At 74.1% G+C, this 13,856-nt stretch carries 12 protein-coding genes; 6 read left to right on the forward strand and 6 right to left on the reverse strand.

The annotated features are described in order from the left end of the window. Positions 1–2: 2 nt before the first annotated feature. Genes ACIBK9_RS37920 through ACIBK9_RS37940 form a run of 5 tightly spaced genes read left to right on the forward strand, consistent with a single transcriptional unit; the run spans position 3 to position 6,028 of the window. The gene (locus ACIBK9_RS37920; protein WP_387664033.1) at positions 3–776 is read left to right on the forward strand and encodes a sugar phosphate isomerase/epimerase family protein; all 774 of its coding nucleotides are present in this window, start codon (positions 3–5) and stop codon (positions 774–776) included. A gap of 8 nt (positions 777–784) precedes the next feature. Further along, positions 785–1,702: an alkaline phosphatase family protein gene (locus ACIBK9_RS37925; RefSeq protein WP_397163594.1), complete on the forward strand. Its 918-nt coding sequence runs from the start codon at positions 785–787 to the stop codon at positions 1,700–1,702. Between the two features lie 34 nt (positions 1,703–1,736). Next, positions 1,737–4,307 (forward strand): PEP/pyruvate-binding domain-containing protein, encoded by a 2,571-nt coding sequence (locus ACIBK9_RS37930; RefSeq protein WP_397163595.1) that lies wholly within the window; start codon positions 1,737–1,739, stop codon positions 4,305–4,307. Between the two features lie 17 nt (positions 4,308–4,324). After that, a complete protein-coding gene (locus ACIBK9_RS37935; protein ID WP_397163596.1) occupies positions 4,325–4,927 on the forward strand; it encodes a class I SAM-dependent methyltransferase in 603 nt (200 codons plus the stop codon). Between the two features lie 57 nt (positions 4,928–4,984). Beyond that, positions 4,985–6,028: a glycoside hydrolase family 88 protein gene (locus tag ACIBK9_RS37940; protein ID WP_397163597.1), complete on the forward strand. Its 1,044-nt coding sequence runs from the start codon at positions 4,985–4,987 to the stop codon at positions 6,026–6,028. On the opposite strand, the gene ACIBK9_RS37945 is transcribed toward ACIBK9_RS37940, so the two are convergent. From ACIBK9_RS37945 to ACIBK9_RS37965, 5 genes are all read right to left on the reverse strand, one after another. Continuing rightward, the gene (locus ACIBK9_RS37945) at positions 6,025–6,885 is read right to left on the reverse strand and encodes a sugar phosphate isomerase/epimerase family protein (RefSeq protein WP_397163599.1); all 861 of its coding nucleotides are present in this window, start codon (positions 6,883–6,885) and stop codon (positions 6,025–6,027) included. The genes ACIBK9_RS37940 and ACIBK9_RS37945 overlap by 4 nt on opposite strands. Continuing rightward, on the reverse strand, positions 6,882–8,042 hold the full coding sequence (locus tag ACIBK9_RS37950) for a DUF993 family protein (protein ID WP_397163601.1): 1,161 nt from the start codon (positions 8,040–8,042) through the stop codon (positions 6,882–6,884). Before ACIBK9_RS37950 ends, ACIBK9_RS37945 begins: the two co-directional genes overlap by 4 nt. Then, positions 8,039–9,184: a Gfo/Idh/MocA family oxidoreductase gene (locus ACIBK9_RS37955; RefSeq protein WP_358284758.1), complete on the reverse strand. Its 1,146-nt coding sequence runs from the start codon at positions 9,182–9,184 to the stop codon at positions 8,039–8,041. The genes ACIBK9_RS37950 and ACIBK9_RS37955 overlap by 4 nt, the downstream gene beginning before the upstream one ends. A 132-nt stretch (positions 9,185–9,316) precedes the next feature. Then, entirely contained in the window at positions 9,317–10,531 is a 1,215-nt protein-coding gene (locus ACIBK9_RS37960; RefSeq protein WP_397163604.1) for an HRDC domain-containing protein, read from the reverse strand. A 45-nt stretch (positions 10,532–10,576) separates the two neighbouring features. Further along, positions 10,577–11,173, reverse strand: coding sequence for a DUF3000 domain-containing protein (locus ACIBK9_RS37965; protein WP_352365603.1), 597 nt, complete (start codon positions 11,171–11,173; stop codon positions 10,577–10,579). A 629-nt stretch (positions 11,174–11,802) separates the two neighbouring features. On the opposite strand from ACIBK9_RS37965, the gene hemE reads away from it, so the two are divergent. Then, entirely contained in the window at positions 11,803–12,825 is a 1,023-nt protein-coding gene (gene hemE, locus ACIBK9_RS37970; RefSeq protein ID WP_397163606.1) for a uroporphyrinogen decarboxylase, read from the forward strand. 3 nt (positions 12,826–12,828) lie between these two features. Here the strand turns inward: hemE and ACIBK9_RS37975 are convergent, their stop codons facing one another. Continuing rightward, positions 12,829–13,788, reverse strand: a complete 960-nt coding sequence (locus ACIBK9_RS37975) for a DUF4349 domain-containing protein (protein ID WP_397163607.1) — start codon at positions 13,786–13,788, stop codon at positions 12,829–12,831. Between the last annotated feature and the right edge of the window lie 68 nt (positions 13,789–13,856).

Raw genomic sequence — 13,856 nt, forward strand, 5'->3', positions numbered from 1 at the left:
GCGTGAAGCTTGCGGTCAGCACGTTGGGGATGCCGGGGGAGGGGCTGGAGCGGGCGGCCGGGATCGCCGTCGCGCACGGCTGCCAGGGGCTTGAGCTGCGGCTGCATCCGGACACCGGCGTCCATGCCGGGCTCACCGCGCGGGAGCGGCGCGCGGTGCGGGAACGGGTGGAGCGGGCGGGGCTGGAGATCGCCGCCCTGGCTGGATATGTCGGCATCTGTGAGCCGGGACCGGACGAGCCGGTCGCCGACGCGCTCCTCGCCGATCTGCGGCTGGCCGCCGACCTGGGCGCGCCGGGCGTGCGGGTGTTCCCGCGCGGCGACGATCCGGCGGTCGGCGCCCGCCGGCTGAGGTCTGTGGCCGGTACGGCCGCCGCCCTCGGCGTACGCGTCCTGGTCGAGACGCACGACCGGATGCCCACCGGCGCGGCCGTGGCCGGGCTGCTGGCCGAGGCGGGCCGCCCCGAGGTCACCGGCGCGCTGTGGGACCTGCTGCACCCCTGGCGGCACGGCGAGTCCCCGGCCGCCACGCTGGCCGCGCTCGGCCCCTCGCTCGCCTACGTGCAGGTCAAGGACGCCGTCTCGGCCGAGGACACCACCCCGGTCCCGATGGGGACGGGCTCGGTCCCGCTGGAGGAGGCCGGCGACCTGCTGCGCGCGGCCGGGTACGCCGGATGGGTCTCGCTGGAGTGGGAGCGCACCTGGTACCCGGACGTGGCGCCGGTCGAGGAGATCCTGCCGGGCGCGGTCGCCTGGGTGCGACGGTTCACCGCTTAGATAGGGAAATGCCCCTTAACAAGAACAAAGTCCTCGTGGTCGGCATGGACGGCCTGCGCTTCGACCGGCTCGTCGCCCTGGCCCCGCCGGTCCTGTCGTCACTGATGGCCTTCGGCGCGTACGGCACCAGCCGGCTCCCGTACGGCGAGGCGGCGGCCCCCAGGACGGAGTCGCCCGGCGAGGTCGTGCCCAAGGCTGCGGAGCCGCCGGCGGCGGGCCGCGTGATCAGGTCGCGCACGGACTCGGGCCCCGGCTGGTCGTCGATCGCCACGGGCGCCTGGCCCGACAAACACGGCGTCGTGGACAACAGCTTCACCAGCCCCCAGTTCACGAAATTTCCGGACTTTTTGAGTCGTGCGAAGAATGCCCGCCCCGACCTCGTGACCGCCGCCTTCCTCTCCTGGGCCGCCCTCGGCGAGCACGGCGCGTTCGGTCCCGCCATCGACCACCGCATTGTCCTGGACGGCTACGCCCTCACCTGGACCGCCGCCGACCGGCAGATCGCCGACGCCGCCGAGCGCCACCTCGCCGAGACCGGCCCCGACCTCGCCTTCGTCTATCTCGGCGACACCGACGAGGTGGCCCACGCCCTCGGCCCCCACTGCCCCGAGTACGCCGCCGCCCTGCACGCCCAGGACGCCTACCTGGGCCGCCTGCTCGACGCCGTCCGCGCCCGTCCGGGGGAGAGCTGGACCGTGCTGGTCACCACCGACCACGGCCACGTGGACGAGGGCGGCCACGGCGGCGCCTCGGCCGAGGAGCGCACGGTGTTCGTCATCGCGAACCGGCTGGACGCGGACCTCGGCGGCCGCCCGCTGGCCGAGCCCCGCCTGGTGGACGTCGGCCCGACCGCCCTGGCCCTGCTCGGCGTGCCGCTCGACCCGGCCTGGGAACTGGACGGGGCACCGCTGTTCAACAGTTGGTGAATTTATGGCAGACTCGGGAGAGGGGGTGCCTTCCATGAGGACCACACTCGACCTCTCCGAGATCGACGCCACGATGCTCGCCGAAGTGGGCGGAAAGGCCGCCAACCTCGGCGAGCTGACCCGCGCCGGCCTGCCCGTGCCACCCGGCTGGGCCCTGACCACCGACGCCTACCGGCAGGTCGCCGCGGGGCTCGACCTCACCCCGGGCGACGGGCTCGCCGCGCGGGCCAGGCGCCACCTGCTGCGGGCCGAGATGCCCGCCCCGGTGCGCGAGGAGATCGTGACGTCCTACGCGCGGCTCGGCGCGGACGTCCCGGTGGCCGTGCGCTCCTCGGCCACGGCGGAGGACCTGCCGTTCGCCAGCTTCGCCGGCCAGCAGGACACCTTCCTCAACGTGGTGGGCGCCGAGGCGCTGCTCGACGCCGTGCGCCGCTGCTGGGCCTCGCTGTGGAGCGACCGGGCCGTGGCCTACCGGGAGGCGAGCGGCGTCGGCCACGCCGGCGTCCGGCTCGCGGTGGTCGTCCAGGTGATGGTGGACGCGCGGGTGGCCGGGGTGATGTTCACCGCGAATCCGGTGACCGGCAGGCGGCGCGAGACCGTCCTCGACGCCGCCCCCGGACTCGGCGAGGCGGTCGTCTCCGGAGCCGTCGATCCCGACCGGTTCGTCGTCTCGGGCGGCGAGGTGCTGGAACGGCGGGCGGGCGGCCCGAAGCTGGCCGTCCGGCCGCTGCCCGGCGGCGGCGTCGAACGCGTCGAGACCGCCGCCGGGGGCCTGTGCCTGACCGACGCGCAGGTGCTCGCCCTGGCCGAGCTCGGCGCGCGCGTCGAGGACCACTACGGCACGCCGCAGGACACCGAGTGGGCCATCGGCCAGGACGGCACGCTCTGGCTCACCCAGGCCAGGCCGATCACCACCCTCTATCCGCTGCCCCGGCCGGCCGGGCCCGGCCTGCGCGTCCACCTGTCGCTCAACGTCGCCCAGGGCGTGATGGGGCCTCTTACGCCGATGGGGGTGTCGGTGTTCAACCTGGTCGCCTCAGGGGCGGCGACCCTGTTCGGGCACGCGCCCGCCGACCGGCTCGACGGCCCGGCGTTCCTGTCCGAGGCGGGGCAGCGGTTGTGGATCGACCTGACCACGCCGCTGCGCAGCCGTACCGGCCGGGCGGTCCTGACCCGCATGATGCCCCTGGGGGAGGCGCGGGCCGCGGCCGTCGTGCGGGAGCTGGCGGGCGACCCGCGGCTGTCGGTCGTCCAGACCTCGCCGCGCCCGTTCCTGCGCGGGCTGCGCCGCTTCGCGCGCCGCGTGCACGCGCCGGCGCGGGTCCGCGACGCGCTGCTGAGCCCGGCCAGGGCGCTCGCCCACGCCGCCCGCGTCGGCGAGGAGCTGGACCGCAGGCTCGAACCGCCGCCCGGCGCCACCCCCGCCCAGCGCCTCGACCACGCCGAACGCCTGCTCGCCGGGACGTTCCCGGCCATCGTCTCGATCATGCCGATCGTGATCACCGGCTACGCCCTGCTCGGCCTGGCCGCCCGGCTCTCCGGCACGCGGGTGGGCGACCTGCAGGACGTCCTGCGCGGCGTCCCGAACAACCCGACCACCGAGATGGACCTGGAACTGTGGGACCTGGCCGGCCGCGTCGAGCCCGAGGCGTTCCGTGAGGCGCCCGCGGCCGAGCTGGCCCGCCGCTACCGGGCCGGCGAGCTGCCGCCGCTGGCCCAGAAGGAGCTCGCCGCCTTCCTCGGCCGGTACGGCCACCGCGGCGTGGCCGAGATCGACGTCGGCGTGCCCCGCTGGTCCGACGACCCCACGCACATCCTCGGCGTACTGGCCAACTACCTGCGCATGGACGCCGGCGCCGCCCTCGCCCCCGACGCGCTGTTCGCCAGGGGCGCGCGGGCGGCGCGGGAGGAGGTCGAGCGGGTCGCCGCGCTGGCCGCGCGCAGGGGCCGGTGGCGGGCGCCCGTGGTGCGCTTCGCGCTCGGCCGCACCCGGGCGTACGCGGGGCTGCGCGAACTGCCCAAGTACCACGCGGTCAGGGCCATCGCCGCCGTCCGGCACAGCCTGCGCGCGGTCGGGGAGCACCTGGCCGCCGCCGGCGTCCTGGATGACGCCGCCGACGTGTACTTCCTGCGCCTGGAGGAGGCCAGGTCCGCCCTGTCCGGCGGCGACCTGCGCGACCTGGTGCGCGAGCGGCGGACGGCGTACGAGCGGGAGTCGCGCCGCCGGCACGTGCCCCGGATCATGCTCTCCGACGGCACCGAGCCCGAGGCCCTGGCCGGGCCCGTCCCCGGCGGCGCGCTGACCGGCACGGCGGCCTCGGCCGGCACGGTCACCGGCCTGGCCAGGGTGGTGCTCGACCCGAACGGCGCCCATCTCGAACCGGGCGAGATCCTGGTCTGCCCCTCGACCGACCCCGGCTGGACCCCGCTGTTCCTCACGGCCGGCGGCCTGGTGATGGAGATGGGCGGCGCCATGTCGCACGGCGCCGTGGTGGCCCGCGAGTACGGCATCCCCGCCGTCGTCGGCGTCCGCGACGCCACCGGCCGCATCGCCACGGGCCAGGAGATCACCGTCGACGGAGCGGCGGGCACGGTGACCCTTTAGAGCATTATGGTGATCAGGTGCCCGATCCGTACTGGAATCACAACGTGCACTACCAGCGGCTGGTGCTCAGCCTGATCCCGCCCGGCTCGTCCCGCGCCCTCGACGTCGGCTGCGGCGACGGCCTTCTGGCGGGCAAGCTCGCCGCCCGCGTCCCCGACGTGACCGGCGTCGACCGGTCGGCGCAGGCCGTCGCCCTGGCCAGGTCCCGCCACGGCGACCGGCCCGGCCTCGCCTTCACCGAGGCCGACTACCTCGACCCGGCCGCGCTGCCGGAGTCCGGGTACGACTTCGTCAGCGCCGTGGCCGTCGTGCACCACGCCGAGTTCGGCGCGGCCGTCGGGGCGTTGCGGCGGCTGCTCGCGCCCGGCGGCCGGCTGGTGGTCGTCGGGCATGCCAGGAACCGTTCGCCGCTCGACTGGGTGATCAGCGGCACGGCGCAGGTCGTCACCCGCGTCCACCAGCTCCGCCACGGGCCCAAGAGCGGGCCGTCCGTCCCCGTCATGGACCCCGACATGGCGTGGGCCGAGGTGGGGCGGGCCGCCAGGCGGTTGTTGCCGGGCTGCCGGTTCCGCCGGTTGTTGCTGCGGCGCTACCTGATCGTCTGGGACGCGTCCCGTTAAGCCCGTGCCGCCCCGGGTAACCGGAGGAGGCATCACGTTTCCGGATGAGGCGGTTCCATGCTGGTCACAGAGCTGGTGCGCAGGGTCGGCGGGACCCTCGCGCAGTCTCAAGGGCGCTTCCCCCTCTACGCCGACCCCGTGACGGGCGAATGGACCTGGTCCGAGGACGGAGACTGGTGCGGCGGCTTCTGGGGCGGCCTGCTGTCCCTGGCGTCGGTCGCCACCGGCGAGCCCCGCTACGCCCGAGCCGCCGGCCAGGTCGCCGAGCGGCTGGCCGCCCGCACCGACGCCCCCACGCTGCTGCGCGGCATGTTGTTCTGGTACGGCGCCGCGCTCCCGGCCGTGCTCGCCGGCGACGAGGAGCCGGGCGCCACGACCGCCGTGGCCGCCGCCCGGTCGCTGAGCATCGGCTTCGACCCGCTGGCCGGCCTGCTGCCGCCCCAGGAGGAGGACGTCGTCAAATACGGCTGGCCGCGCCCCGGCGCCTGCGTGGACGGCCTGCCCGGCACCGTCCCGCTGCTGGCCTTCGCCTGCGAACGCACCGGAGCCCGCGAGCTGCTGGTGATGGCCGAGTCCCACGCCCGCACCGGCTACGCCATGTGCGTACGGGAGGACGGCTCGGTCGCCCAGACCTCGGCCGGCGCCGTCAACGGCTCCTCGCCTACCAGCACCTGGGCCCGCGCGCAGGCGTGGGCCATGCTGGGCCTGGCCCAGGCCGCCCACCTGTCGGCCGAGTTCATCGGCCCGGCCACCGAGGTCGCCGACTGGTACCTGGCCCACGTCCCGTCCGACCTGGTCTGCTACTGGGACTTCGACGACCCCGGCATCCCCGCCGCGCCCCGCGACACCTCGGCCACCGCGATCGCCGCCGCCGCCCTGGCCAAGCTCGCGCCGCTGGCCAAGGACGGCTACCGCGAGCAGGCCGCCCGTACGCTGGACGCGCTGGCCCGCGACCACCTCAACGAGCACGGCGGCCTGGTGGACGGCTGCTACGACCGGCGCAAGGGCCTGGCCACCGCCCACGAGCTGGTCTGGGGCGACTACTTCCTGCTCGAAGCCGCCCTCACCCTCGACGGCACGATCGACCCCGGCCGCGTCTAGACCACCAGCCCGGCGTAGCGGGCCTTCATCGTGGCCAGCACCTCGTCCGGGTCGGCCGCCCAGACGTCGGCGTTGAAGATCTCGACCTCGATGTCGCCCGCGTACCCGGCGGCCAGCACGGCCCGGGTGATCGGCGCGAAGTCGATCACCCCGTCGCCCATCATGCCCCGCCCGAGCAGCACGTCGGCGGGCAGCGGGTGCAGGTAGTCGCACACCTGGTACGACGCGATGCGCCGCCCGGCCCGCGCGACGTCCTCGGCCAGCCTGGGATCCCACCACACGTGGAAGGTGTCCACCACCACCCCGACCTGCTCCTCCGGGTAGGGCAGGCTGAGGTCGAGCGCCTGGCCCAGCGTGGACAGCACCGCCCGGTCGGGGCAGTAGATCGGATGCAGCGGCTCCAGCGCCAGCCTGACGCCGCGCTCGCCGGCGTAGGGCGCCAGCACCGACAGCGCCTCGGCGACGCGCTCCCGCGCCCCGGCGACGTCCTTGGAGAAACCGGACGGCAGCGGCTCGCCCGGCCGCACCCCCGGCAGCCCGCCGACCACCATCACCAGGCACGCGGCCGCCAGCTCGGCCGCCTCGTCCACGGCCCGCCGGTTGTCGTCGAGCGCCCGCTCGAACGCGCGCCGCCCCTCCTCGCCGGGCAGCCCGCCCGCCGTGAGGAAGCCGCCCCGGCACAGCGAGGACACCCGCAGCCCGGCCTCGCGCACCAGCTTGGCGCTGCGCGCGAGCCCCTCCTCGGCCACCTTCTCGCGCCACAGCCCGATCGCCTCCAGGCCGTGCCGCGCGCAGCCGTCCACGGCCTCGGCGACCGACCAGCGCCTGGTCGTCCACTGGTTCAGCGACAGGCTCACAGGCCGTTCACCGCCAGCAGCGCCGTCATCCTGCGCACGGCCAGCTCCTGGTCGGCCAGCAGCCCGGCCCGGTCGGCCAGCCTGAACACCTCCGCCAGGTGGCGCAGCGAGCGCGCCGACTGGGCGCCGTTCACCATGGCGAACGCGTCCTGGTGGCCGTTGAGCCAGGCCAGGAAGACGATGCCGGTCTTGTAGTGGTACGTCGGCGCCTCGAAGATCTTCCGCGACAGGGCGACCGTGGGGGCCAGGATCTCGTCGTAGCGGGCCAGGTGGCGGGCCGCCTCCTCGCCACTGGCCGCCTCGGCGGCGTCCAGCTCGCGCAGGGCGGCGGCGGCGGCCGGGGCGATCGCGTCGAAGATGCCGAGCAGCGCGTGCGAGCCCGACCTGATGAGCGAGGGGTAGTTGAAGTCGTCGCCGGTGTAGAGCCGGACGCCCTCGGGGAGCGCGGCGCGCAGCCGCACCTCGTGCTCCTCGTCCAGCAGCGACACCTTGACGCCGTCCACCACGGCGGCGTGGGCGTGGACCAGCTCCAGGAACGACTCCGTCGCCGCGTCCACGTCCGGGGCGCCCCAGTAGCCGGCGAGCTGCGGGTCGAACATCTCGCCCAGCCAGTGCAGGATCACCGGGCGGTCGGCCAGGCCGAGGACCTTGCCGTACACCTGGTGGTAGTCGGCGGGCCCGGCCGCCACCCTGGCCAGCTGCCGGGAGGCCATCACGATCACGCCCGCCCCGGCCGCCTGGACGGCCTCCACCTGCTCGGCGTACGCGGCGGTGATCGTGTGCAGGTCGGCGGCGCCGGGCGCGTGGTCGGTGCCCGCGCCGCAGGCCACCAGCGCCGCCGGGTCGCCGAAGGCGCGCGCCTCCTCGGCGCTGAGCCGGATCAGCTCCCTGGTCGCCGCCCAGTCCAGGCCCATGTTGCGCTGGGCGGTGTCCATGGCGTCGGCCACCCGCAGGCCGTGCGACCACAGGTGGCGGCGGAAGCGCAGCGTCGCCTCCCAGTCCACGGCGGCGGGGGAGCCCGGCGTGTTGTCGCCGAGCGGGTCGGCGACGACGTGCGCGGCCGCGTAGACCACCCGGCTCGCGGCCGGGGCGGCCGAGGCCGGCCAGGTCACCGGCTCGCGCAGCTCGTACGCGCCGCCCGGCAGGTCGATCCTCACAGCTGCGGCACCTCGATCCGGCGGCCCTCGGCGTTCGAGCGCAGGCCCAGCTCGGCGAGCTGCACGCCGCGCGCCCCCGAGGCGAAGTCGTTGGGGAACGGCGCGTCCTCCAGCACGTGCCGGACGAACGCCGCCCACTGCACCTTGAACCCGTTGTCGAACTCGGCGTTGTCCGGCACCTCCTGCCAGTCGTCGCGGAAGCGGGCCGTGGCGGGCAGGTCGGGGTTCCAGACCGGCTTGGGGGTGGCGGCCCGGTGCTGGAAGCGGCAGTTGCGCAGGCCCGCGACGGCGCTGCCGTGCGTGCCGTCCACCTGGAACTCGACCAGCTCGTCGCGGTTCACGCGGACCGTCCAGGAGGAGTTGATCTGAGCGATCACGTCCCCTTCGAGCTCGAAGATCCCGTACGCGGCGTCGTCCGCGGTGGCCTCGTACGCGCGGCCCTGCTCGTCCACCCGGGACGGGACGTGCGTCACGGCCTTGGCGTAGACCGACCGGACCCGGCCGAACAGGTTCTCCAGCACGTAGTGCCAGTGCGGGAACATGTCGAGCACGATCCCGCCGCCGTCCTGCGCCCGGTAGTTCCAGGACGGGCGCTGCGCCTCCTGCCAGTCGCCCTCGAACACCCAGTAGCCGAACTCGCCGCGCACCGACAGGATCCGGCCGAAGAACCCGCCGTCGATCAGCCGCTTCAGCTTGAGCAGGCCCGGCAGGAACAGCTTGTCCTGCACGACGCCGTTCTTCACGCCCCTGGCCGTGGCGGCCTCGGCCAGCGCGACGGCCTCCTGCACCGACTCGGCCGTGGGCTTCTCGGCGTAGACGTGCTTGCCCGCCTCGATGGCCTTGAGCACGGCCTTGACGCGGGCGCTGGTGACCTGGGCGTCGAAGTAGATCAGGTTGTCGTCGTCGGCGAGGGCGGCGTCGAGGTCGGTGGTGAAGTCGGGGATCCCGTGCCGGTCGGCGATGTCGGCGAGCTTGTCGGCGTTCCGGCCGACCAGGACCGGGCGCAGCCTGACCCGGTCGCCGTCCGAGAGCGTGACGCCGCCCTGCTCGTTGATGGCCAGGACGGAGCGGACGAGGTGCTGGCGATAGCCCATTCGTCCGGTGACGCCGTTCATCACGACGCCGATGGTGCGCACGCTCATGGGGATCCCTTCAGGCAACGGATGGGGAAAGCGCTTTCCCGAAACGTACGGCCGTCCCCCTCCGAGCGTCAAGTGGGACGGTGACGCCGGCGGGCGGAGGCGGGCCCTCCGCCCGTACGCCGGCGGGGAAGGCTAGCCGTCGAGCCGGGCCAGCGCCTTGGCGATGGGATGGGCCGTGAGCGAGAGCTGCCACTCACGCGCCCCGAGCGCCCGCAGCCGCGCGGTCACGCTCTCGTCGGTGATCTCAGCGGGGGGTTCCCAGGTGAGCCTGCGCACCGCGTCGGGCTGGAGCAGGTTCTCCGTGGGCATGCGGTGCTCCTCGGCCAGCGCGGCCACCACGGCCCGCGCCGCCGCCAGACGCTTGGCCGCCGCCGGGTCGCGGTCGGCCCAGCGGTTGGGCGGGGGCGGCCCGTCGCCGGGCGTGCTCGGCTGGGGCAGCTCGGCGTCGGGCAACGTCCGCGCCCGGTTGACGGCGGCCAGCCAGTCGTTCATGTACCGGCGGGCGCTGCGGCCGGTGAAGGCCGAGATCTCGGTCAGGGCCTTCTTCGTGCGGGGCCCCTCAAGGGCGGCGGTGACGATCGCGGCGTCGGGCAGCACCCGGCCGGGGGCCAGGTCGTTCTCCCTGGCGATCGTGTCGCGCATGGTCCACAGCTCGCGCACGATGGCCAGCGCGCGCACGTTGCGCACCTTGTGGATGCCCGACGTACGCCGCCACGGGTCGGACCGCGGCGCCGGCGGCGGGGTGTTGAGCACGGCCGCGAACTCCTCGCGCGCCCACTCCAGCTTCCCCGACCCGGCCAGCTCCTCGTGGAGCATGTCACGCAGCTCGACCAGCACCTCGACGTCGAGGGCGGCGTAGCGCAGCCAGTCCTCCGGCAGCGGCCTGGTGGACCAGTCGGCGGCCGAGTGGCCCTTCTCCAGCCGCAGCCCGAGGACGGTCTCGACCATCGTGCCGAGCCCGACGCGTTCGTAACCGAGCAGCCGGCCGGCCAGCTCGGTGTCGAAGATCTCGCGCGGCTTGAAGCCGACCTCCATCAGGCACGGCAGGTCCTGGGACGCGGCGTGCAGCACGACCTCGGTGCCGGTGAGCGCGGCGTCGAGCGCCGACAGGTCGGGGCAGCCGACCGGGTCGATCAACGCGGTGCCGGCGCCGGCCCGGCGGAGCTGGACCAGGTAGGCCCGGTTGCCGTAGCGGTAGCCGGAGGCGCGCTCGGCGTCGACCGCCACGGGGCCGGTGCCCGCGGCGAAGGCGTCGACGACCCGCGCCAGCCCGTGCGCGTCGGCGATCACCGGGGGGATGCCCTCGCGGGGTTCGAGCAGGGGCTCGACGATGCGTTCTTCTGTCATGAGCTCACCGACCTCATGACGCTGGTGCTGTCTTGACTGGTGCCCTCACTTCGTACGGTCACTCTCCGGATCATCACGTCGGCGCGGCAGCGCGGCCACGTCGGGCGGGAGCGGCGGGATCCCCGCCGCCAGGCACATGAGGTCGCACCAGGCGGCGACGTGGCCGGACAGATCCTCCTCGGCGGGCGACCAGGACGCACGCAGCTCGAGCTCGGTCGTGACCGGGTCTTCCGCCTTGTTGCCGAAGCCCTCGGACACGGCTCTAGTCACGGTACCGCCCGCGGCGGAGTAGTCGGCTTCGTGCGCCTCCAGGGCCTCGGTCAGCCAGCTCCACACGACCGGGCCGAGCAGCGGGTCGGAGGTGATCTCCGGCTCCATGTCGGCCCGGACGTAGGCCACCAGCCGGAACGGGCCCTCCCAGCCGCGCTGGCCGTCGGGGTCGTAGAGCAGGATCAGCCGGCCGACCGCGAGCTCGTCGTCGTCGCGGTAGACCGAGGCGCCGATGGCGGCCGAGTAGGGGGCCAGCCGCTGCGGCGCGGGGAGGTCCTCCAGCTCGATCTCGGGCCTGACCTCGGACAGCCGCAGGCTCTGCGCCGCGCGGGTGAACGCGGCGGGCGGCGGTGGCTGGTCACCGAGGGTCATAGCCGAAGCGTAGGTCGAGGACGGACGGAAGGGGACCACGGGGGTGCTCATCCTTGGTGATCAAGCCGCTGCCGTAACCAGCTGGCGAACCGGTCGGGTGGTCTCGGCCGAGCCGAGCAGGATCGCGTGGCCGCATTCGGCGCAGGCCCATTCCGGGCACTCGCCAGGACCGTGCCCGTCGAAGCAGGGCGGCTGCTCGAACAGCCGCTCGCCGGCGCAGGCAGCACAGCGCTCGCTGCGAACCTCCGGGGAACTCCACAACGCGGTCATCGCACCAGTCATCGAACCGGGGCCTTTCTTCGGGTCGTGGCTCCGACGTTGGCACGAGCCGCTGACAATTCCCCGCAACGCGCTCGGCGTGTCCCGAAAGTGGTCGCTGAATCGGTGCCGCGCGGTGGGTTGGTGAACATTTGGTCCAGTCGAGACCGGCTCTCTGGGCGGGCATGGGGTGTGTTCGACCCGTGTGCGACGCCGCTGCCGGGCAGACCGGTAAACCTTCATCTGGCTATCTGATCATGATTTTGGGTATCCAATGCATGTTTTTCCGACACCCCACGCCGATGTCCCGGCCGATCCGGTCACCCCGCGCCGATGTCCCGGCCGATCGGGTGCCATGGCACCCTTGGAGGGTGAATCTCGCCGACTCAGCCTTCCTGCGCGCCTGCCGCAGGCAGCCCGTCCCGCACACCCCGGTCTGGTACATGAGGCAGGCCGGGCGATCGCTGCCCGAATACCTGAAGGTCCGCGAGGGTGTGCCGATGCTCACCGCCTGCGCGACGCCCGACCTGATCGTCGAGATCACCATGCAGCCCGTGCGCCGCTACGGCGTCGACGCGGCCATCTTCTTCAGCGACATCGTCGTCCCGCTCAAGGCCATCGGCGTCGACCTCGACATCAAGCCGGGCGTCGGCCCGGTCGTCGCCGACCCGATCCGCGACGCGCGGGCCGTGGAGGCGCTGCGCCCGCTGGAGCCGGGCGACGTGCCGTACGTGACGGAGGCGATCTCGGCCCTGGTCGGCGAGCTGGGCGGCACCCCGCTGATCGGCTTCGCCGGCGCGCCCTTCACGCTCGGGTCCTACCTCATCGAGGGCGGCCCGTCGAAGAACCACGACCGCACCAAGGCCATGATGTACGGCGAGCCCGCCCTGTGGCACTCCCTCATGGAACGCCTGTCCGACATCGTGCTGGAGCACCTGCGCATCCAGATCGCGGCCGGCGCCTCGGCGATCCAGCTGTTCGACTCGTGGGTGGGCGCGGTGGCCCCGGAGGACTACCGCGAGTTCGTCCTGCCCCACACCCGGCGCATCTTCGAGGGCGTCGCGGGCGTGCCCCGCATCCACTTCGGCGTGGGCACCGGCGAGCTGCTCGGCGTGCTCGGCGAGGCCGGGGCCGACGTCGTGGGCGTTGACTGGCGGGTGCCGCTCGACGAGGCGGCCCGGCGCGTCGGGCCGGGCAAGGCGCTCCAGGGCAACCTCGACCCGGCGATCCTGCTCGCGCCGTGGGAGGTCGTGGAGCGCAGGGCCCGCGAGGTGCTGCGGCGCGGCGCGGCGGCCGAGGGGCACGTGTTCAACCTCGGCCACGGCGTGCTCCCCTCGACCGACCCCGACCAGCTCAAGCGCCTGACCGACCTGGTGCACGAAGCGGGCGCCTGACCCTCACGCCGCCGACGGCCCGGGCTCGGCGGGCTCGGGCGCGGGGTCGGGCGCGGCAGGGCGCGCGGGGCGGCGCGCCCGGTTGCGCCGCACCAGGAACACCGCCACGGCCACCAGCGGCGCCAGGACGAGCAGCCACGGCAGCAGCGCGCCGACCACGGTCAGCGCCGTCTTGGTGAACGACACCAGCGCCTCCCACCCGGTCTTCAGCCCGCCGAGGAAGCCCGCCGGCTCCTCGGCCGGGTCCTCGACCACGGTCACCGGCCCGACCAGCCGGAGCGTCAGCGTGGCCATCGCGACCTGGGTGGTCAGCTCCTTCTGCTGGGCCTGCAACGCCTCCAGGTCCGCCTCGCGGGAGTTGATCTCCCGCTCCACCTGCAGCACCTGCCCTATGGTCTCGGCCTTCTTCAGCAGCGTGCGCAGCGACTCCAGCGACTTCTGCGCCGACTTCAGCCGGCTCTCGACGTCGGCGACCTGGAGGGTGACGTCCTGGGTGCCCTGGCTCATCGAGAGCTGCTTGCCCAGCTCCTTGCCCAGCCTGGCGGTGACGTCGGCGTACCGGGTGGGCGGGATCTTGAACTCCAGCAGGGCCGAGTCCTCGGTGTCGCCGGCCGACTCGGCCTCCTCCTTCGACAGGTAGCCGCCCGCCGCCGTGACGAGCTGCTTGGCCTGCTGCGCGGCCGAGGTGACCTGCTTGGCGCGTACGGTCATGCTGCCCGTGTAGATCACCTGCCGGTCCAGCTGCCGCTGGGCCAGTTTGACGCCGGAGACCGCGCTGTCGCCGTCCTGCGGCGCGGCCTGCTTCTGCGGCGCGGCCAGGTCCCGCGCCTCGGGGGCGGCCATGCCCTGCGAGGCCACCGCGGGCGAGCCGCCCGACGTCATCTCGACGTTGCCGCCGCCGCAGCCCGCGAGCAGCAGAGTGGCGCAGGCCGAGAACGCGATGCCTAACCGGATTCTCCTCATGCCCTTATGACGGAAACTCGATCACCCCGGTTTGGCGACATACATCACGGTAGGGTCACGTGCCCCGA

This window comes from Nonomuraea sp. NPDC050227, from assembly GCF_044459705.1.
In the GTDB taxonomy this organism is placed as follows: domain Bacteria; phylum Actinomycetota; class Actinomycetes; order Streptosporangiales; family Streptosporangiaceae; genus Nonomuraea.